The following is a 19,912-nucleotide window of genomic DNA, read 5'->3' on the forward strand; positions in this document are numbered from 1 at the left end:
ATGAGCTATCCTCTCAATATTGCCAAAGGGTTCGGAGAAGCCTTCGCCGCGCTGTCCGCGTCGCTGGCTTCCGCCAACAAATTTACGCTGCTGCTCAGTCGTCTAGGCTGGCGCGTCAAACTCACGGACGAGCAGATGGCGCTGATCACTTCGCTGTTGGGGATCAGCAGCAATTTATCGGCGCTGACCAACGCGCTGGCTGATTTAGAGAGCGACGACAGCGACCCGAATGTGGCGGCGGTGGTCGAAGCCGCCTTCAACATTAGTCTGGCGCTGTATGACCTCGCCCAGACCGATTTCAGCGCCATCGCCCAATTGCCCGCGCCGCTCAACAGCGAGGCTTTCTGGATCGATGACTTCGCACCGCGCTTGATCAACTTACTGCTGATCGATTTGATTACGGATAAAGCCAGCGGCTTGTACGGTTTGATGGATGTTTTCGGGTTGGTCGAGCCCGATATCGTCGATGGTTCGCTGTGGTGGTTCAGCAGCCCAGCAAAGCTGCGCTGGGATCGCCTGCTTCCCGCCGTCACCGATCCTGTTGGACATCTCAAAACGATCTACGGCTGGGATGACGACCTGCAAACCACGGCCATCACCGCCGCAATCAAGAGTTTCGTAGCCGCGCTGGGGTTGCAGACCGTTCAGGCGCCCATCAGCGATACCGTGCGCGCCCGCTTTTTCCCTGACCTGTCGGAAACGCTCACCATCCACGCCACCGAAGTCATATTCATCGAGAACGGCTTCACTCGCGCTGGCTTACGCATTTTGCCCGTCAACACGGACGACGATATCGGGTTGTATATCGAGCCGTTTATTCAGGGCATCGCCAATGCCAGTCTCCAGCCCAGCGACGCGCTTGAACTCGCGCTCACCGCCGGCGCCGAAGCCAGCGGCACCGGTTTGTTCATCACACCCGAGGGTCAACCAGAAACACTCGGTGCAAGCGTGGCACTGGATCAGAAGATGAGCTTGATCTGGCAACCGGAAGCACCACAGGTGTTGATCGGCAAGCCGGATGGGATGCGCCTTGAACTGGCCGATACTGAAGTCTCGGTCACCTTTACGGGCAGTCCCGCCGATCCGGAAATCATCATCACGCTCGGCGGTCGTGATACGGGTCTGAAGTTGATCCTGAATCCCAGTGAGGCGGATTCGTTCGTCAGCGAACTGATGAAGAATGTGGAGATCAACGCCAGTCTGGCGGCGCGGCTGGTGTGGTCAAGCAAAACCGGTTTTGCTATTGAGGGCAGTACCGGGCTGGAGATCGTCATCCCCCTCAACCTTGAGATTGCCTTCGTCACCCTGAACGAGCTGTATCTTGCGCTGGCGCTGGCCGCGGAAAGCCTCGACATCACAGCCGCGGTGACCTTCACTGCTGAACTTCCGCCGCTGACCTTCACCGTTAACCGCATCGGTCTCCTGACCACCGTTATCCCGGATGACAACCCGACCACGAATGGTCTCGGGGGGCTCGATCTGGCACTGGCCTTCAAGCCGCCCACCGGCGCGGGGATCGCCCTCAATTTCCTCGATATCGTCTACGGCGGCGGCTTCATTGACCTGAACGCCGCCAAAGGCGAGTACAGCGGCATGATCACGGTGCAGTTGGCGGTGATTGGCGTCACGGCGCTGACGATCATCACCACCAAGCTGCCCGATGATCCCAATGCCTGGAGCATGTTCGTCAGCATCAATGTCAATTTAGGCGGCATTCCGCTCGGTTTCGGTTTCACGCTCGAAAAAGTCGGCGGCCTGATCGGCATTCACCGTTCCATTGCGACCGATGTGTTTCTGGAGGGCGTGCGCACGGGGCTGCTCGATTCGGTGCTGTTCCCTGATGATCCGATTGCCAATGCCCCAAGGATCCTGAGCGATATTCAAGCCGCCTTCCCCACAACTCCCGGCTCCTTTGTGGTGGGCGCGATGCTGCAAATCGGGTGGGGATCGCCCGCTATCATCACAGGGGATGTCGGCTTCATCATCCAGGTGCCCGACATCATTCTGATGTTGGTCGGGCAGGCCGAATCCGTACTACCGGCTGAAGAAGCGCCGTTGGTCGAGTTTCACTTTGATGTTGTCGCGGTGATTGACTTAAGCCTCGGCACGCTTGACATCCGCGCAGGCCTGCGCGATTCGCAGATCGTCGGGTTCGTGCTAACGGGTGAAATGGCGCTCAAAGCTGCGTTTTTGGGGCAGCCCTCTTTCCTGCTGGCGCTCGGTGGTTTCCATCCGGCATTTGTCCCACCGGAATCCTTTCCGAGTTTGCAGCGGTTGGGCTTCGGTCTGAACGTTGGCGATTGGCTGAGTATCGCGCTCGAAACCTATCTCGCGCTCAGCGCCAATACCGTGCAGTTCGGTGCCGGGCTGTACCTGAGCGCGACGTTCATCGGCTTCCGGGTCGAGGGTGGCTTCGAATTCAATACGATGATCACCTTCTCGCCCTTTCAGTTCGTGGCCGATCTGCGCTTCTACATCACCGTGAGCGCTGGCTCAATTGAACTGCTGGGCGTGCTGCTCACCGGATACCTCAGCGGCCCCAATCCCTACTTCATTCGCGGTCAAGCCCAGTTCAAGCTGTTTGGTCTAGCGAAAGAAGTGAACATCGAAGAATCGATTGGCGAGAAAAGCTCGCTCGATGAAGTCGATGAAGTCCCCCTGATCGGCGATCTGGTGGCTGCGCTCGAAGAATCCGAGAACTGGCGCGCCGTGGATGAAGGCGCACGCCTCGGCGCGGTGCTTCTGGCGGGTGTGAGCGATCCTCAGGCGGAACCGACCGTGCATCCCGGCGGCTCGGCGGAAGTGGTTCAACGCCTTGCCCCGCTGGATGTGGAACTTGAGCATTACGGCCAGGCTGAAATTGCCGGGCAAGACGAGTTTGCGATTGATGATGTGGCGCTTGGCGGGGATGACATCGCCTGGGAATTTGTCGAAGATTGGTTCGCACCGGCCCAGTTCTTTGACATGACGAATGATGAAAAGCTGGATGCACCGTCCTTCGAGATGATGAAAGCGGGTGTACGCTTTGGCGATGATGCCGCCGATGGCGGCGCAAGTGCCGACGCGCTCTACAACTATGAGCAGATCATCCGCGATCCGGAGTTTATCGACACCACTTATCCCTTGAAGACGAAGTTCACACCGAGTGCCGCCGTGATCAGCACGTTGGGGCAGCAAAAATACGTGCTGGTCAGCAGTCGCCCCTTGATCAAACGCACGCCCGCCGCCGCGCAGGTCTACACGCTCAACCCGGTGCGCTATGTCATTGTTGACCGTACCACACTCAGGTCTGGCTCGGGGATGCCCACGCACAGCATGACCCATGCCGAAGCCGTCCAAAAAGTTCATGTGAACACGTCTGACCAGATCGTGGTGACGACTGGCGAAAGGGTAAGCGCATGACCGACCTGAATTTACGGTTTCTGCCGTGGCTGCGGCGCGGGCTGGCGCGTTCTATTCAAGCTGATGCTTCGGCCAACGCCACGGTCAACTTCAGCTTCACCGTCGGCGGCTCAACCGTCAGCAAGACGCTCCGCGTGCGCAGCGCCGGTGACGTCATCGGGATTGATCCGGCGCAGATCATCCGGACGGATCCGCGACCGAACCTGGTTGACTTCGAGCCGAACTACTTCCCGACCATCGAGTTTGCCACGCCCGACCTCCCGTGGATGTTCACACCGACTGCGCCGGACGGCGATCGGTTACTCCCGTGGCTCACGCTCGTCACCGTGCCCGAAGCGCTCGTCAGCCTCGGCCTGCTGCCCAACGCGCCCTTACCCGTCCTCACGACGCCGATCAGCGAACTGCCGCCGGATCTCAGTGAGATGTGGGCTTGGGCACATGTCCAATCCACCACGCTCTATGCGACACCTGCGGATCTAAGTCAGGCGCTGCGTGACCAACCGCAGAACTTCATCAGCCGGCTGCTGTCACCGCGCAACTTGCAGCCCGCGACCACCTATCTCGCCTGCCTGATCCCCACGTTCCAAGCGGGCATTCTGGCCGGGCTGGGTCTGACCGTTCCCGCAGATGTGGGTCAAACGCTCGCCTGGGCAATCGGCGACACCCGCAGCGAACTGCAACTGCCGGTCTATCATTCATGGTCGTTCACCACGGGTACGCTCGGCGATTTCGAGATGCTGGTTGAGCGCTTGCAGCCGCGTGAGTTGAACGAAACCGTCGGGCGGCACGAGCTCGACTTGCTCAACAGCGGCATCATCACCCCCAAAACGATTCCCCTGCCTAAAAGCACGCTCTTTTATGGCGCGCTCGTCTCCCCAAGGCGATTGTCGAAACACCGCTGCCCAAAACGCCCCTGCCGCGCCCAACCGCTGATCCCTTGCGCGCGGCCATTTACGACCAGCTCACGCCCGAAGTGGTTGAGCAAGACGGCGCGTACCACTACTTGACCGACGATCCGGTCGTCACCCCGCCGCACTATGGTCATGAACAGTTGAGCGGTGCGCCGCTGCCACCCCCTAAACCGGACGGTCAGCGCAGCCCGGTCGGCTATACGCCCATCTGGTATGGCGACGTGAACAGCCACCCGCGCACCCGCAGTGCGGCCGGGTTGGGCGTGCGCATCGTCCGCCGCCACCAGGAAGATTTCATGACCCGGGCCTGGGAATCCGTCACTGAACTGCGCACCATCAATCAGACGTTACAACAAGCGGTCTACGCCTCGTTGATCGCCGAACGCTGGCAGGGGCGCATGCAGCAGCTCGAAACGGGCACGCTGCTCACCCTCACCCGCGCCGCCCACGCGCGTATCATGCCCAATACCAAAACGATCTGGGGGCAGTTGCAGGCGGCCGCCGTCCCGAACGGCGCGGTGTCAAGCGACATGAGCCGCCTAACGCGCAGCGGCAGCGTCGTGCAGCACACACTGCGCATTACCACCCGCAGCACGACTTCGATTCAACCCGCGCTGCGTCAACTGGTCGTCGAACAACCGGATCGTCTGGTCGCGTTGTCTGTCCACCAACTGCCCGCCGGGGCAAGCTTGCTCTCCGCCGAAGAAGCCGAACCAACAGTGGAACCAACTCTGAACTGGTATGCGGATGCGCTGGCCATTCAAACGGGTTCTGAAATTGACCATATCAACGGCTTGCTGGTCGGTGGCGTCCGCCCAGCCGAACAAGCCAGCACAGTTACTGCCGTGCTGACCGCTAATCAGATGGCGAGCGGGCAAATCGCCCAGCTTGATGAATTGAGACAGCGCGGCTATCGCCTATCGTCACAGGCCCAAGCCACACGCACCGCCGCCACCGCGCTGCGCACCGCCACCAATCAATTCATCAATCAGATTGAGCCGAATCAGTTCCCGGCTCGTACGCAGGTTGTGGCAGTGCGTGATGCAGTGCGGGCGTTCCAAGGCACGTTGAACGATTGGTCCAGTGTTGTTGAAGAACAACCGCTGCCGCCCGTCGCCCCGAACGCCTCGCTTGAACCCATTGCCCATACGCTCAGCAGCGCACTGCATGCCACCGAATCAATCAGCCTGCATCTCCAGTCGCGTATTCAATTGTCCGCGACAGCCTGGGGCAGTCGCCCGATTCCCACCCTGTTCACGGCATCTCCATCGTTTGACGAAGCGGTTTACCCGTATGTGAACGAACTAAGTCCCGAATTCATGCTGCCGGGAATCGGTGAGATTGAGGCGAACACGGTTGGGCTGGCGGAAGTGAACGGTGAATTTGTCGAAGCGCTGCTGCTCGGCATCAATCACGAAATGAGCCGCGAAATGCGCTGGCGTGAATATCCTGCCGACCTCAGCGGTACGTGGTTTAAGCACTTCTGGACGTCGACCGCACCTGACATTGACGAGATCAAGTCGTGGCAGGTGACGCAGCCGCTCGGCAACAACCTGATCAACTTTGCCGACGACATGCTGGTGCTGCTCATCAAAGGCGACATTTTGCAGCGCTACCCTAATCTCGCCATCTATGCCGTCAAAGCAGTGGCGAAAGATGTCAAAGAGGACGGAATAACGCGCCGTCTGCGTGTGCCCGCAACGCCCGAAGTGCAAATCTTCCCCGCGTTTAGCGGTGATCTTGGCGCGGGCGTAAACTTCTTCGGATTTGCTGGTCTGGATATGACCACGGCACTGGGGGCGGCCACGCCCGAAAATACAGCGAGCGATGGCGGTTACTTCTTCGCCTTTCAGGAACAGCCGAGCGAACCGCGCTTTGGGCTGGATGAAGCCGACCCCGAAGCCGCCTATGACCCGGCGCAGCTTGACACATGGAGCGAGCTGTCATGGGGTCATTTCAGCAGCGCGGAGTATCCCGACGCGCCGCCGTATCTCACCATCGCCGGGAATTTTGAGGATGATCCCGAAAAAGACGACACCGCCGAGACATCCGCGCCAAGTTCAATCTGGGGCAGTCATGCGGGCGCGATGGCGCGCATCGTCTTGCAGCGTCCGGTGCGGATGCTGGTCCATGCCTCAGCGATGCTGCCAGAGGAAAATACCCAATCATGACCAAACGACCGAACCGACCAAACCGCCCCGGACGGGCAGCGCCGCCGACCGGCACTGTGCCGGAAGTTGGGCGCTCCGCCGCTGAATTACCGGGCGGCGGGCTACCTGATATTGATGTACCCGACATCAACCCGCTGGTGTTGTACAGTCTCTTAAGCGCGGATGTCCCCTTATTGCTGCTGCCGGTACGCCTGGAGACGCGCTTTTATCGTGATCCGAATCGGTTGAAAATTCGCGTGTATCCCGATCAGATTCATGTCAACAGCCATCAACCGGAATTGAGCGCGCGGGAAGTCGAATTAGGCCAGCACTTCTGGCAGTTAACATGGACAGCGAATTGGCAGCGAGCGAGTCGCATCTTCAAGAAGCTGGCGGATACGCTGGGTGTCTGGCGGGCGGTGTGGGTGATGGAAAGCACGACGCCGACGAACATGGCTGCGCTGGGAACCGATAAGCCGCTTTTTCCGCCGATCAACGCTGCCCGCGCTTTCGACGCCCCGGCGCACTTTGACTTGCTGCCCGCCCGGTGGGTCGCCGTGGGCCGGCTGAACGGCGCAACGGTGTTCACCGAGGTTGGCGAACCGATCCCTAGTGAGCTGCGGTTTGCACCCTTCCAACTGCAAAACCCCGATGATCTCGATCATTGGCTGGCCGATTTCGAGGCTGCTCAACGGGTCGGAATGGCCTTTGAGATCGCGCTGACCGGCGACCGAAGCGCCATCATCGATCAAGGCCTAGATGAATTGATCGTGCTGGGGATTCGTGTCGAGGATCCTCAGGCCGCCGCCAACGCGCTCGAAAACACCTTGTTGGCTCACTACTACACGCGCGGCTTTGACTTTGTTCCGCAGGGAACGCCCACCAACAACACCGAAACCGTCCGCAGCCCGTGGGCTTGGAACAGCGCCGATCCGCAAAGCGTGCTGCAGCGGTTGTGGCAGCCCACTCCCGCCGCTGACGACAGCTATCGCCAGCGCTTCGCCGCCGCCCTGGGCTTGAAGCCTGATGGACTCGCCGCCCGCGCTCTGCATGGGGATGTGAACGACCTAGCCGGCATGGAATCGATGAATCACACGCTGTGGTACAGCATGTGGGGCGAATATCTGCGCTTTATGTTCGACGATGGCACGCAGACTCCGCTTTCCGCAGCGAGTATTGATGACCTGCGCGACTGGTTCATTGATCATGTGCGGGGCGGAGCGGTTTATCCCGCTTTCCATGTGGGCTCCATGCCGTATGGTCTGTTACCGATACAGCTTCAACCTTCCCCACGCGACGCCAACACGCAAGAAGAATATCTTCAGTGGGTGCTGGAAGGCTTGCGCGCTGGTTGGGAACGTTCGCTGCCCAATGTGCCGCACCTTGACCCGACGGCCACCGCGCTGGCGACTGACGTGCCGATCACCACTGATCTTGAAACCGCTAACGATCACCTGATCGCCATCCTCAGCAGTCACCCGCACCCGACCAAGTTCTTCACGCGCCGCCTTGATAACCTGCGCACGTGGTCTTTCTGGTCGCTCTTCTTCGATCCGGTTGACCTGTATGAAGGCCAAAAAGACGTTTTACTGGAGCGCACCGCCGAAGTCGACAGCGTTTGGTCAAGTGCTATAGAGAGCGACCTGCGCACCCCCTTCTTGTCACTCGCCGACCAGCAGGACTACTATGGCGACCTGCTTGCTGACGCCGAGTCGCGGTATGAGGCTGCGGCGCAAGCCGTCATCGATTTTGGCGCGACCTTTGGCGGTATCATCCCGCCGGCCTTTGTTGATGAGCTCAATGCTTTGGTCGCTACCCGTGATCAGCATGAACTCATTGTACAGATCATCAACAACATTGTGGTGCTGCTCACCGCGCACGCCAATCGCGTCTATCCGGTCACCAGCTTGAATCTGCTGCCGCTGATGGACGCCTTGAGCGCCGAAACGCCCAACCCGGAACACTTCTATTTTGTCTTTGATCAGGAGTCCAGCGCGTGGGGCGACCTGCCGCTGGTTCAGGCCGAGGACGCGCTAGCCGTCGCGCCGGCGAGCGTTTATCTCGCGTGGTTGAGCGATTACGCCCATGGGACGGCCTCCGGCACCCAACCTGCGGGGCTGCCTGACCCTGCGCCCTTGTTGTACCAGTTGATCAAGCGCTCGATTGACCGCGCTAACGCGTGGGATAACGATCAACTGGTCGTGTTTGATCAGTTCGTCGGCAGCATCAATCAGCTTGATTTATTCACCGTAAAAGCCGAACGCGTGAACACGATCAAGCAGTTGGCTACCAATACCAAGCTGCTCGATACCACCGCCAGTTTCCTTACGACCACGCTGCAAAGCCCAACGCAGGATCCGACTCGTGTCACACTCGCGCGCGTGCCGCGCCGGGTGTTCGCCACGGCCTCGACCTACTTGACCGAGTATAAGCAGGTCACGCGGCGCGCCACCCCCGAACTGGATAGCACGATTACCGTACTTGACCAATGGGCCGCCATTGCCGTCGATACGACTGACTCGCCTATCGGATGGGGGGGCACCCATTACCTGCCGCCCAAGGCGGGGGTGCGCGTCACGCAATTGGCGAACGCGATTGCTGAACTGGCCGCGCTCCCTCCAGCAGATTTGGAAATCCGCCTGCAAGAGACGCTGGGGTTGGCAATGCACCGCCTCGATGCGTGGATCACCGCCTACGCCGAAGACAGCATCGATGCCAAGCGTGTCAAATATCCGACCGGGGTTCAGATCGGCGGATTTGGCTGGGTGGAAAATCTGCGTCCGGATCAAGCGGGAACCAGCGCCTCACAGGGGTTCATCCATGCCCCATCCATGACACAAGCCGCTGCCGCGGCTGTCTTACGCAGCGGCTACAGCGCCTTCAGCGATGGGACAGCCACATCACCGATGTCGGTCGATTTGCGGTCGGATCGGGTGCGCATCGCCCGGTGGATGATGGATGGGGTGCGGCAGGGGCAGCCAGTCAACGAACTGCTGGGCTATCGCTTTGAACGTTACCTGCATGATGAATTTCTCGATATCTGGATTGAGCCGGTGCGCGCGGTGGTCGCCGAGCATGGCACCACCGAATACTCGGGCAGCCGCAGAACCGCGGTCGTCGATGGCCTGGGTTTGCTCGAACTCTGGAACGAGGGATCGGGCACGCTGGCCACGCTGATCACGGCGCCCACCGACAGCAGCGGCGTCACCCATCAATTCAGCGAGCTGCAGCCCGCGCTTGAGCATCTGGTGTGGATCACCGATTCCATGGCGGATTTAGCGCTGGCCGAAAGTGTTCACGCGCTGGTGCAAGGCGACTACGAACGAGCCAGCGCGGTCCAAAATGCTTCAGCGCTGGGCGATATTGCCCCGCCGGAAGTCCGCTCGGTGCTGACCCCCAATTCTGGCATGACCATCACCCACCGCCTAATGTTGATACCGAGCGGCACCGACAGCCCGTGGAAGCACGCTGATTTGAGCCAGCGCAGCGCTCTTGAGCCAGCACTGGAAGAGTGGGTCTCCGGGATTGTGGGCGAACCGGGCAGAATTCTGTATCAGGTGCGCGGGACCGTGGATCCGACTGTGGAAATACACTCACTGGCAGAGCTGCCGCTCTCCGCGCTGGATGCTGTCTATCTCGCCCCCGTCGATTCGCAGATCGTCGGGTCGGGCTTAGGCAAACTGATCGCCCTGGAATATTTGCAGCGTCATGTTACCGAAACGAATATCGTGATCAACGCCTATGTTCCCGCGGGAGCAGGGGAAATCACGCTGGCGGATTTCATCTTACTGGCGAACACGCTGCGCAGCGTCTTGAGCGCGGGACGGGCTGCCACCGTCAGCGACTTCAGCTTGGGTGAATCCAGCGAAGCACCGGCCGCGACCGTCGCCGAGTTTCAACGCCGCGCCCGTGATCTCGCTGAAGACTTCGCCAGTGCTGTCCGCGACCTTGCCGACCCGCTGGTGCAACCCTTTGAGGCTTTGCTGCGCTTATCGTATTTCAACCTGCCGCAAGCGATCCCCACTTCACGTGATGCAGCGACACTGGCAGCGCAGGCAGGGACCGTGTTGACCGCCGTGGAGACGCGCCGTGATGAAATCCGCGTCAAATATGATGCGCTGACAACCGATCAAGCCACTGCCACGCCAGATGCCAAAATCCGCGCCGTCCGTGAGTTAATCGCACTGGTGCTGGGACGTGATTTTCCCGTCATGACGCGCATTCAAGTGCCGATCTCCGCCGCCAAGCTCCAAGATCAACCAGCGGCCAGCGGCGCTGCCCACGGCGTCATGGGCTGGCTGCTCAAAATGGCGCGGGTCCGTCCCGATTTACTCGGCGTGCGTGAACTGATCACCGCCGCCGAAGCGATCCGCGATCGAGCGTTGTTCGACTTTGCCGTGGCGCAGCTCCCACAGGTTGAAGGTGATTCATGGGTCGGAATCAGCCGCCCAAATCAAGACGGTGGGGATCGATTGTCGCTGGTGTTGACCAGTAACGCGGATCTTTCCACCCTGAGCGGCCTGATCAGCGGCTTGGTACTGGATCAATGGGTGGAGCGCATCCCCTCCAGCTACGAAATGACCGGCTTAACCTTCCACTTCGATGCGCCCACCAGCCGCCCGCCGCAATCACTGCTGCTGGCAGTGCCACCCAGCGGCCAAGACTGGGATTTCAGTCTGGTTGTCGACACCGTGCGCGAAGCGTTTGCGCGGGCACGACTGCGGGCGGTCGCGCCCGAAACGCTCGGCGAATACGGGCATCAACTCCCGGCGGTCTACCTCACCGGCAACCTGGACATGATTGGAGCAGTGACCGATGACTGATCGACGCTATCGCTTAGAAGGTAGTACCCGCTCGGATGAGATCGCAAGCGGGCTGCAAGCCAATATCGCGGATCCGCTGTGGATGCTGGCGCGGCAGTGGCAAGTCGGGGAATTTCGCGGCGAAGATGCCGCCAGCCCGATTCAAGTTTCGTATCAAATGCAGACCGCGCCCGTCGACCAATTTCAAGCGTACACGGCGAAGCAGTTCTCAGCGATTGATCCGTCAGTGCCTTTGGAAGCGTACGCCGAGCAGCAGCAGCCCAACGACACGGCGGGTTTTTGGCGCGCCGCCGAAGCCGGCCTGCATTTACTGCGCTTGATCGCCGCCGTCGACGATGGCACATGGCGTGATTGGCTGCGCGGCACTTATGCCCTCGCCTTACCTGATGGCATTCAAGCCGACGAAATCACCTGGGGCAATTTGCTCGTCCGCCGCACCTGTGATGGAGCGCGCATCTTCGCTGAGCGTGCGGTGATCGAGCAGAAATTGACCGGGGCGGGAACGGCTTATCTGGCCGCTTTTGCGCAGTGGCTTGATTGGTACGAAGACCGCTTATTCAGCAATCCAGCGTTTGAGTCGTGGGACTCGGAGCGAATGGAATATCGGTTCAGCGTGGCGGCAGGCGTGGGCCGCGATCAAATTATACTGGATGCCAACGAGTATCCCGGTGGACATCTCGATTGGTTCAGCTTCGATAAACGCATCCAGGAGCGCGACCTGCCCAAGCTGGAAAGACAGCCGCTCAAGACAGTGACACCCACGCCCGTGCAGTTCGCGGGCATGGCAACGCAGCGCTGGTTTGAATTCGAAGATGGCACAGTCAATTTTGCGGATGTCTCCGCCAGCGCTGTTGATTTCGCTCGGATGATCACCGCTGCCTTCATGACGACCTACGGCGACGATTGGCATGTAATCCCGGTGCGCGTGCCGATTGGCTCATTGGCGCAAATTCAAACGATTACCGTGCTCGACTCGTTTGGCGATCGGCATATTGTCAAATCTGTCGCGGCGAACGATGGGTCGAAACGGGTCTGGCGCTTCTTTGAGCTGAACAACGACGATGACGATCCGCTGTTGTTTGTACCAGCGGTGGCCTTGGGTCGGCTGGAAGGGAAAGCGGTTGAAACTGTGGTTTTACTGCGCGATGAAACGGAAAATCTGGGCTGGGGCATCGAGAAAACCTACGAAGGCGTGCTTGAACGGCGCATTGAACGGCAGCAGCAGTGGGCGCAGACTCGCGCTGCAAGCGAACCGCCGCCACGGAGTACCGATATGTGGAACTATCGCTTGCTCAACCCAATTCCACCGCACTGGATACCTTTCATCCCGGTACGTCTGGCAAACAGCGCCCAGATTCGGTTGCGGCGTGGGCGCATGAGCGAGTGGGAGTCGCTGCCACCGGACAGCGTTGGTATCCGTGGGACAACCCTGCTGCCTAATCCCACTGCTCCTTTGAACCTGTATGAAGAAGAAATCCCCGCTAGTGGAATTGAGGTGACGAGTTCCTATCAGTTTGCGCGGCAGGTGTCCGGGCAGTCGTTGGTGTGGCTGGGCAGACAGAAGCAACCAGCCTCAAAGTTCACGCCGCTTCACCGCCAGACCGACAAAATCCAACGCAAGACTGAGAGTTAGTTTGAACCTAAAGGGCACGGACATTTATGAGACACGGCTGCCGGTAAGTTAGAAAAGCCGCCTGCGCCAACACGGACTGCCCGCCAAACACCGCCGTCAGCGGCGCGTCATCATCACCGACAGGCAGCACGGTTTCGCCATTGCTCCGCATCGCTTGCAGCGTGAGTTCAGCGCCGAGCATCCAAACGAGAATTGAGTAGAGACTTCACCTACACCGATACGATGGAAGGCTGGCTCTACCTCGCGGTGCTGCTCGAACATCTTCTCGCAATCTGTCTCGAAGGCTGCTGGCACTTCCTCGATGGGTCGGACATTGACGGAGTTGATTTCATGACCAGCGCAAGTTAGCGTTCACTCATGAGAACGGTTTACCGGTGGCCGCCCTGCGCGCAATTGCTAAACTGGCGCACATCCTGGGCAGAACGGCTGATGCGCAACGTTGGAACCTGTTTGCGGCACATCTCAGTGTCCGCCATCAACCAGCATTTATGGTCAGACGAGCTAAGCCGGTGTCTGAACTACGACAAAAGAGGCCAAGGCAGGCCAATCGCTACGTAGAAGGAGTCTTTTTGGGGACAGCGGACGCAATGATGCATTTTAAGAAAAGAAGACGGTGTTTGTAGGGACAAGGCCTGCCTTGTCCGTTCGCAGCGGACAGCGCAGGCGCTGTCCGCTGCGAGAAAAGTGTGGTTGTGTAGGGACGCGATTTATCGCGTCCGCAAACTCCCAAGACCGACAGGTAACCCGTTTTCACGGCATTCACCGGACTTACCAGCCTGCCTTGTACTTTGGCTGACAGCATCGGCGAAGCTGGAGAGTTGAGTGAGAAAATCTCACAAGCGGTCAATGTAGCGGCCCTATTCTCGGGTGTGCCGACGAACGAGCGCACGGCACACCTGCTGCCCTCGGTCTATAGTGGAAAACTCTCATCCGTAGGGGCTTCTGCTTGCATGGTGAGAGTTGGAGTTTTTACTACCCTCTACCTCCCCAAAAGCGATCCTTTCAGGTAATCTCTTGATTCTAGAGCAAGAGAAGTACTCCACTTCAACGCAGCGCGATCTTGCCACATCTGTTTAGTAAACTTAATGCGTCAGCCCCTTGATCAGGATCAGAAGCATGCACAACTCGCGGCTCTCTTGAGTACATTTGTCACTTAAATTATCCGGTATTTGGCGGTACATATGGAATGCTTGTAGAATGATCTGCAAGTTTTGTTTAATAAACAAATGCAATCCATGCGATCAAGCATACTGGTGGTCACGGCAGAGGCTTCCAGAGTTCCCTTTGCTACCTCGCATACGCTCCCACGAACTATCTGCGCGTGTGGAGAGCTGTTGAGATTTACCTGAATCACCTTGGAGTTCAAACCTATGTTCAAAAAAAGATACTTGTACCCTAAGTCGTGAAGAGATCGAAGCGCAAGCTCAAGCGCTGCTCAAGCAAATGACCTTGAAAGAAAAGGTCTGGATGCTCAACGGCAACTGGGATATTTGGGGCAACATCGAGAAATACCAGAACGGTTATAACCCCGTCCCGATTGACACGAACGGCTGCCCGCGGCTGGGCATCTCGCCGATTCGCTTCAGCGATGGGCCACGCGGCGTGGTCATGGGACATTCGACCTGTTTCCCGGTATCCATGGCGCGCGGCGCCAGCTTTGACCCCGAACTTGAGCAGCGCATTGGCGCCGTGATCGGCAAAGAGGCGCGCGCACAGGGGGCGAACTACTTCGGCGGCGTATGTATCAACCTGCTGCGGCATCCAGCGTGGGGACGGTCGCAGGAAACCTATGGCGAAGACCCCTTCCTGCTGGGCGAGATGGGCGCGGCGCTCACCAAAGGCGTCCAGTCGCACAATGTGATCGCCTGTGTCAAGCATTATGCCGTCAACAATATCGAGAACTCCCGCTTCTGGGTAAATGTCAAGGCAGATGAGCGCACGATGCACGAGGTGTACCTGCCGCACTTCAAGAAGTCGATTGATGCAGGCGCGGCCTCGGTAATGGGAGCTTACAACCTGTTCAACGGCGATCACTGCTGTGAAAGCCGCTGGCTGCTCACCGACGTTCTGCGCGATGACTGGGGCTTCGAGGGCTTCGTCATCTCCGACTTCGTCGCTGGTGTCCGCGAAACCAAGAAGGCGATTGAATCCGGGCTGGACATCGAAATGCCCATGCCGATTCATTATCAGCGCAACCTCCTCGCCGCTGTCGAGGAAGGTCGCGTGGCGGAAGCGGCCGTCGACACCGCCGTCCTCCGCATCCTGCGCACGCTGCTGGTCTTTGAAAATACGCCGGAAGCGCTGGCCTACACGCCGGATCTCGTCGCCAGCAAAGAGCACACCGATCTCGCCCGCGAAGTCGCGGAAAAGTCGATGGTGCTCATCAAGAATGCGAACGCTGTGCTGCCCTTCCAGAAACCCGTGAAGCGCATTCTGCTGGCCGGGGAACTGGGAAATCGCAACAACACGGGCGATGTCGGTTCGAGCAACACCAGTTCGCCCTATGTCGTGCCGCCGCTGGAAGGGCTGCGCAGCTATTTCGGCGCGGATGCCGAGATCGTGTACTGCACGGAAAGTGAACTCGACACCGCGGCCGCCGAAGCCGCGCAGGCCGACTGCGTGATCATCGTGGTTGGCAACGACAAATATGACGAAGGGGAATACATCTCTGCCGAGCCCAACGCCGACTTTTCGTTCGACGAAGCGGTCATCAAGGGGACCGAGAACATGGGCTTGTCCACCGCGCGCTTCGGTGAAACGTTTCCCGGCATCGGCGACGCCAAAGGTGGCGACCGGCAAAGCCTGTCGCTCAAGCCTGCGCAGATCGAACTCATCAAGCGCGTTGGCGGCGTGAACCCGAAGACGGTCGTCGTCCTCATCGGCGGCGGCACGATCATGACGAAAGAGTGGGAAGCTGACGTTCCGGCGATTCTGTACGGCTGGTACTCGGGAATGGAAGGCGGCAACGCCCTGGCGCGGGTGCTCTTCGGCGACGTGAATCCCTCGGGCAAACTGCCGTTCACCGTCCCGCAGGACGTCAGCCATCTACCCTATTTCAGCAACACGGACGCCGAGATCACCTATGACCTGTATCACGGCTATTCGTATCTCGATAAGCACGGCTATGTCCCCGCCTACCCGTTTGGTTTTGGACTGTCGTATACGGCGTGGGCGTATGGCGAACCCGTGCTCACCCAGCAGGCGGATCGCGTCGAGGTTACAGTCGAGCTGCGCAATGTGGGCAGTGTGGCGGGCGCCGAAGTCGTTCAGGTGTATGTCGGCCTGCAGCAGTCGGCGGTTGACCGCCAGAAGAAACTGCTAAAAGGCTTCAAGAAGGTCTATTTGGAACCCGGCCAGTCTGCCGCGGTGACGATTCCGGTCGCGCTGGATGAACTGCGGTACTTCAGCAATGAGCAGCGCCAGTGGGTCTTTGAGGCCGGAACCTACACGTTCGCGGTTGGTTCCAGCTCCGCGGAAGCTGACCAGCAGGTCAAGACCATCGTGCTCGGCCAGGCGATTTACCAGAGTTCGTCCAACTGGGGCGCTTGAGCGTCGGAGCGGGGCAGATCCCCGCCCCGACGCTCAGCGATCACCGTTTTAGGCACGCGCAGCGCTCGGCAGAAGTTCGTAGACCGTGCTCTTGAAAAAAATGTTGCACGAGTCAAAAAAGCCACTATAATGTCCGTAGTTGTGCATCAACATAGGTGATGGACGGCGGATTTTAGAGCGTTGTTGGTCTGAGAATGACAGTAGTAACACCCCGGTGGATTGTTCCGCCGTTTTTTTGGTAGTAAATTGAAAGCGTTTACAATTTGATGAACAGTGGCAATCTTGATGTAAAAAAGAAGCCTCGTGTCACGATTACGGACGTCGCCCGCGCCGCGGGTTTGTCGGTGGCGACGGTCTCGCGCGTCCTGAGTGGCTATGAATTCGTCAAAGAGTCGACCCGAACCCGCGTGATGGAAGCGGTGGAGCAGCTCGGCTACGTGGCGAGCCTCCCGGCGCGCAGTCTGGCCGGTGGGCGGTCGCGGACAATCGGTGTCCTGGTGCCGAACCTGGACGTTGGGTATGTCGGCACGGTCACCCAAGGCATCGATCAAGCCTTATCGAAGGCCAACTGTGACCTCGTCTTATATACCAGTCATCATCAAGCGACCAAAGAAATTTACCACGTCAGCGCTATTGCCAACGGTATCACCGAAGGTTTGCTGCTGGTGGCGCCGCAGTTTACCTCCGCCTATCTCGACATGCTGCGTGAGCGCGGCTTCCCGTACGTCCTCATCGATCAAACCGATGCCAACAACAACAGCGATGTGGTTGAATCGACCAATTACCAAGGCGCGTACGAGGCCACCCGGCATTTGTGCCAGTTGGGACACACGCGCATCGCCTTTATTGTGGGCGAGCTGAGCGTGTGGAGCGCCGTCGAACGCCTGCGCGGTTACAAAGCCGCCCTCGCCGACCACCAGATTCCCCTTGTACCGGAACTGATCCTTCAAGGTGACTATCAGCAGCAAACCGGTTACGAAGTTACCAAGCAAGTCCTGAATAATGTTAATCCGCCGCCGACGGCGATTTTTGCCTGCAATGATATTTCAGCTTTTGGCGCCATGGATGCCGCCCGTGAACATGGCTTACGCATCCCGGACGATATTTCCATTATTGGTTTTGACGATATCCCCCAGGCATCTCTGGTCTACCCCAAGTTGACGACCGTGCGGCAGCCGTTGCAGCAAATGGGTCAGGTGGCCGCCGAGATGCTTGTGGAGCGCATTATGGATCCCAGCCGTTTGCCACGGCGGGTGACACTGGCGACACAGCTTGTCATTCGCGATTCATGCGCTCCACCTCAACTTCAAGTGAGTAACAGCCAAGAATCCTTCCCGGAGACAGGAGGCAGCCTAGCGCCGACAAATTGAGACGTTTTCCCACTGAAGACCGCTTAGTTAGTTCGTTATGTGACCTTCTCGAATAATTGGAGGACAAAATGGCAGGTGAACTCAGCCGCCGCGAATTTCTCAAGACTCTCAGTGTTGGCACTGGGGCTTTCTTAGTCGGATCCACTGGCTTAATTCCCATCTCTGAATCGCTGCTCAAGACTGATGCAGCCTTTGCCGCCCAGATCGGCACGTTCCCGCGCGAAGAAACCCTGATCGCCCGCATTCTGACCGGGCGCGTGGGCACCCCCGACAACTTCAACCAATGGGTGGGCTGGAAGTGGCAGGATCGCGGCATTCAGAATCTGGCCGACGAACCGCTCTGGTCGGTCGACTTTGCCACCGGCGAAATCATCAACGGTGTGGCCGCGGGCGACCCGGTCTATAACGCCGACTTCACGACCCTCACCATTCCGCTGCGCGAAGGCGTGGCCTGGTCGGACGGCACGCCGTTCACCGCCGCTGACGTGGTCTACACGGTCGAAACCCTGATGGCGTTCGAGGGCTTCAATGCCCACACGTTCTTCGTCGACAACGTCGAGAGCGTGACCGCAGTTGATGACCTCACCGTCGAATTCGTGCTGAAGCAGGCCAACTCGCGCTTCCACACCACGTTCCTGGATCGCTGGGGCTGCACGCGCATTTTCCCCAAGCACATCTTCGAAACGCAGGAAGACCCGACGCTGTTCACGTTCAATCCCTACGTCGGCTGCGGCCCCTACAAGCTGCACAGCTTTGATCCGCAGGGCAGTTGGACGGCCTGGGAAAAGCGTGAAGACTGGGACAAGAGCCCGACCGGCATCATGTACGGCGAACCCCAGCCCCGTTACATCATCTATCAATACTTCGCCGATGAAGGCGCGCAGATCCTCGCTCAGTTGACCCATCAGCTCGATATCGTCGAACTCTCCGCCGACGGTCTCAAGGCGCTGTTGGCGCAGGCCGAAACCTCGCGTGCCTACCAGCCGACCTTCCCGTTCGTGGTCAACAACGACCCGGCCATCACGGGCATCGTCTTCAACACCGCGCGCGCGCCGTTTGATAATCGCGATGTCCGCTGGGCGCTGACGCTGGCGATTGAAATCGTCGAATACACCAGCATCGCCGTCGACTCCTCGGGCACGCTGAGCCCGGTGCACATCCCGCATCTCGGGCCGTATCCGGAACTCTACATCGGGCCGATGCAGGAATGGCTGACCGAATTCACGATCGACATCGGCAATGGCGAAACCTTCGCGCCGTATGATCCCGAAGCAGCGCGGCGCGTGGCCGACTATGCCCGCAGCCGTGGCTATGTCTTCCCCGAAGACGATGAATTCATCATCAAGACCTTCGGGTATGGCTGGTACAAGTACGCGCCCGATATCGCGGAACGCCTGCTGGTGAACAATGGCTTCTCGCGCGGCGCGGACAACATGTGGCTGCTGCCCGACGGTACACCGTGGCGCATTTCCTACATGACCGGCACCGTCCTGTCGAACCACGATGCGCGGAACGCCGTCGCGGCCGTGCAGCAGTGGCGCAAGTTCGGCATCGATGCGACCGTGTTCAACACGGAAAACGGCGCCGACCTCGGCTCCGTTGGCGACTTCGATGTGGAAACCGTGTGGCCGGGCCGTGAGCCCTGGGGCGCGGGTCCGGACCTCTACCGCGTGCTCGACGACTGGAATTCGGCCTACATCAAGCCCGTGGGCGAACGCGCGCAGAGCTCGTATCACTCGCGCTGGTCGACCCCCGAAATGGACGACATCATCCGCCGTCTGCGCGAAACCGATCCGTTCAACACCGAACAGGTGGTGGCGATTGGTATCGAAGGTCTCAAGGAAGTCGTCCGCCAAATGCCGAGCGTTCCCACCTACGGCTATATCGGCTTCATCGGTTGGGATGAGAGCTACTGGACCAACTGGCCCGGCAGCGAGAATCCCTACGCCGTGCCGTATTCGCACTGGCCGAACTTCAAGTACGTGACGCCGTTCCTGCGTCCGGCGGGTCAAGCCTAAGCTCGCTGCGCTTTACTGCAACTGCTTTGAAAACCTGCTCTGGGCGGGGTTCCCGT

Annotated in this window: 10 protein-coding genes; 9 read left to right on the forward strand and 1 reads right to left on the reverse strand. The window is 59.2% G+C overall.

Annotation, left to right across the window (positions count from 1 at the left end; all coding sequences use genetic code 11):
• Genes IPK17_RS36540 through IPK17_RS36560 form a run of 5 tightly spaced genes read left to right on the forward strand, consistent with a single transcriptional unit; the run spans position 1 to position 12,919 of the window.
• Positions 1 to 3,402, forward strand: a complete 3,402-nt coding sequence (locus IPK17_RS36540; protein WP_343422678.1) for a DUF6603 domain-containing protein — start codon at positions 1 to 3, stop codon at positions 3,400 to 3,402.
• Positions 3,399 to 4,409 carry a hypothetical protein gene (locus IPK17_RS36545; protein WP_343422679.1) on the forward strand — a complete coding sequence of 337 codons (1,011 nt, stop codon included), beginning with the start codon at positions 3,399 to 3,401 and terminating at the stop codon, positions 4,407 to 4,409. The genes IPK17_RS36540 and IPK17_RS36545 overlap by 4 nt, the downstream gene beginning before the upstream one ends.
• Positions 4,340 to 6,484, forward strand: coding sequence for a hypothetical protein (locus IPK17_RS36550; RefSeq protein ID WP_343422680.1), 2,145 nt, complete (start codon positions 4,340 to 4,342; stop codon positions 6,482 to 6,484). Before IPK17_RS36545 ends, IPK17_RS36550 begins: the two co-directional genes overlap by 70 nt.
• Positions 6,481 to 11,286: a hypothetical protein gene (locus IPK17_RS36555; protein ID WP_343422681.1), complete on the forward strand. Its 4,806-nt coding sequence runs from the start codon at positions 6,481 to 6,483 to the stop codon at positions 11,284 to 11,286. Before IPK17_RS36550 ends, IPK17_RS36555 begins: the two co-directional genes overlap by 4 nt.
• Positions 11,279 to 12,919 (forward strand): hypothetical protein, encoded by a 1,641-nt coding sequence (locus IPK17_RS36560; protein ID WP_343422682.1) that lies wholly within the window; start codon positions 11,279 to 11,281, stop codon positions 12,917 to 12,919. Before IPK17_RS36555 ends, IPK17_RS36560 begins: the two co-directional genes overlap by 8 nt.
• Positions 12,920 to 12,926: 7 nt before the next feature.
• Here IPK17_RS36560 and IPK17_RS36565 read toward each other — a convergent pair whose 3' ends face one another.
• Positions 12,927 to 13,100, reverse strand: a complete 174-nt coding sequence (locus tag IPK17_RS36565) for a hypothetical protein (protein WP_343422683.1) — start codon at positions 13,098 to 13,100, stop codon at positions 12,927 to 12,929.
• 11 nt (positions 13,101 to 13,111) lie between these two features.
• Between IPK17_RS36565 and IPK17_RS36570 the strand changes: the two genes are divergently transcribed.
• The 4 genes from IPK17_RS36570 to IPK17_RS36585 all read left to right on the forward strand — a co-directional run bounded on the left by IPK17_RS36570 (position 13,112) and on the right by IPK17_RS36585 (position 19,856).
• Positions 13,112 to 13,267, forward strand: a complete 156-nt coding sequence (locus IPK17_RS36570) for a hypothetical protein (RefSeq protein WP_343422684.1) — start codon at positions 13,112 to 13,114, stop codon at positions 13,265 to 13,267.
• Positions 13,268 to 14,368: 1,101 nt separating this feature from the next.
• Entirely contained in the window at positions 14,369 to 16,468 is a 2,100-nt protein-coding gene (locus IPK17_RS36575) for a beta-glucosidase (protein ID WP_343422685.1), read from the forward strand.
• A gap of 266 nt (positions 16,469 to 16,734) precedes the next feature.
• Positions 16,735 to 17,838 (forward strand): LacI family DNA-binding transcriptional regulator, encoded by a 1,104-nt coding sequence (locus IPK17_RS36580; RefSeq protein WP_343422931.1) that lies wholly within the window; start codon positions 16,735 to 16,737, stop codon positions 17,836 to 17,838.
• Positions 17,839 to 17,906: 68 nt separating this feature from the next.
• On the forward strand, positions 17,907 to 19,856 hold the full coding sequence (locus IPK17_RS36585) for an ABC transporter substrate-binding protein (protein WP_343422686.1): 1,950 nt from the start codon (positions 17,907 to 17,909) through the stop codon (positions 19,854 to 19,856).
• The last annotated feature ends 56 nt before the right edge of the window (positions 19,857 to 19,912 follow it).

This window comes from Candidatus Flexifilum breve, assembly GCF_016713355.1.

Coding starts and splice junctions, on each gene's coding strand:
- IPK17_RS36540 (WP_343422678.1), top strand. CDS start 1: ATGAGCTATCCTCTCAATATTGCCAAAGGGTTCGGAGAAGCCTTCGCC.
- IPK17_RS36545 (WP_343422679.1), top strand. CDS start 3,399: ATGACCGACCTGAATTTACGGTTTCTGCCGTGGCTGCGGCGCGGGCTG.
- IPK17_RS36555 (WP_343422681.1), top strand. CDS start 6,481: ATGACCAAACGACCGAACCGACCAAACCGCCCCGGACGGGCAGCGCCG.
- IPK17_RS36560 (WP_343422682.1), top strand. CDS start 11,279: ATGACTGATCGACGCTATCGCTTAGAAGGTAGTACCCGCTCGGATGAG.
- IPK17_RS36565 (WP_343422683.1), bottom strand. CDS start 13,100: ATGCTCGGCGCTGAACTCACGCTGCAAGCGATGCGGAGCAATGGCGAA.
- IPK17_RS36580 (WP_343422931.1), top strand. CDS start 16,735: ATGAACAGTGGCAATCTTGATGTAAAAAAGAAGCCTCGTGTCACGATT.
- IPK17_RS36585 (WP_343422686.1), top strand. CDS start 17,907: ATGGCAGGTGAACTCAGCCGCCGCGAATTTCTCAAGACTCTCAGTGTT.